1 protein-coding gene is annotated in these 1,407 nt (G+C 62.2%); it reads left to right on the top strand.

Going from position 1 to position 1,407, the window contains the following annotated elements; all coding sequences use genetic code 11:
* Nucleotides 1–49 precede the first annotated feature (49 nt).
* Nucleotides 50–1,270, top strand: a complete 1,221-nt coding sequence (locus IVA74_RS25630) for an IS701 family transposase (RefSeq protein WP_247349115.1) — start codon at nucleotides 50–52, stop codon at nucleotides 1,268–1,270.
* The last annotated feature ends 137 nt before the right edge of the window (nucleotides 1,271–1,407 follow it).

Below are 1,407 nucleotides of genomic sequence, written 5' to 3'. Positions count from 1 at the left end.
CTAGCATTACAGTTGCATTTGATTGAAGGTTCTGAATCCATGGGTGACCATGATTCGGGATTTGATGATTGGTGGTGCGTCGGTCGAAGATACGCTGACGCTGTGGGCTTCGTCGTTGCGAGATGTCAAGCAACGCATCCGTCGGCTGTTTACGCAGGAGCGGGTCGCGGCCGCGGCGGGGCAGTTTCTCGACGGACTGTTGGGTAACGAGCCGCGCAAGACGGGTTGGATGCGGGCGGAAGCGGCCGGCGATCCCGGCCCGTGGCGCCAGCAAGCGATCCTGGGGCGGGGGCAGTGGGACGCCGACGCGCTGCGCGACATTGTCCGTGAGTACGCGCTGGAAACGCTGGCCGATGAGGACGCGGTTCTGATCATCGATGAGACCGGGTTTTTGAAACAGGGCAAGGCCTCGTGCGGGGTCGCGCGCCAGTACACTGGCTCGGCGGGCAAGATCACCAATTGCCAGATCGGAGTGTTCGCCGCCTACGTGTCGCGGCATGGCCATGCCTTCATCGATCGGGCCCTCTATCTGCCAAAGGAATGGACGGACGAACCCGCTCGCCTGAAGGCAGCGCATGTCCCGAGCGATGTCAGCTTTGCGACGAAGCCCAAGATCGCGCGGCACATGATCGCTCGTGCGGTCGCCGCAAAGGTGCCGTTCTCGTTCGTGGCCGCGGACAGCGTGTATGGCACGGGAGAGATCGAAACCTTGCTGCGCAAGGCGGGCAAGGGCTATGTTCTGGGGGTTGCGTCCAATCATGTGTTCCGTTCTTGGGGCAAGCCGAAGCCTGTCGCCGGTACCGCCTCCGCGATCGCGCAGAGCCTTCCCAAGAAGGCCTGGCGCCGCCTGACGTCCGGCGAAGGGACCAAAGGTCCGCGCTGGCACGACTGGGCCTATCTCGAGTTGGCCGATCTTGACGCCGGTGAATACAACGACGACCTTGCCGGGGAATGGACGCGGGGTCTTCTGATCCGCCGCAACATTGCCGACGGCAGCTTGGCCTTCTTCTCGACATGGTGCCCCAAGGGCACGTCCATGCAGAAGCTGGTGTCGGTGGAAGGCCATCGCTGGGCTATCGAGGACAGCTTCGAAACCGCTAAGAACGAACTCGGCCTTGATCACAACGAAACCCGCTCCTGGCACGGCTGGCATCGCCATGTCTCACTCGTCATGCTTGCCTTCGCCATGATGGCCGTCATCCGTCATCGGGCCAACACAGGGCCATCGCCCAAAAAAACGCGGCAACCTCGACCGAAGCATCGTTCTTGATCCGCTGGTCGCTCCAAGAAATCCGGCGCATCGCCATCAAGCTAACCCAGCGGCGCATCCCGCACGCCTATATCCTCGCATGGTCGTCCTGGCGCAGGGCTCATCAGGCCAACGCGCGCAAAGCCCACCTCAAAAAA

Source organism: Bradyrhizobium sp. 132, assembly GCF_023074185.1.
Classification (GTDB): Bacteria; Pseudomonadota; Alphaproteobacteria; order Rhizobiales; family Xanthobacteraceae; genus Bradyrhizobium.
The sequence above is the reverse complement of the archived record's forward strand: the minus strand, read 5'-3'. Positions and strand labels throughout refer to the sequence as shown.

What these genes read in the sequence shown, in the direction of transcription:
- IVA74_RS25630 (WP_247349115.1), top strand. Translation starts at nt 50, where the DNA reads ATGATTCGGGATTTGATGATTGGTGGTGCGTCGGTCGAAGATACGCTG.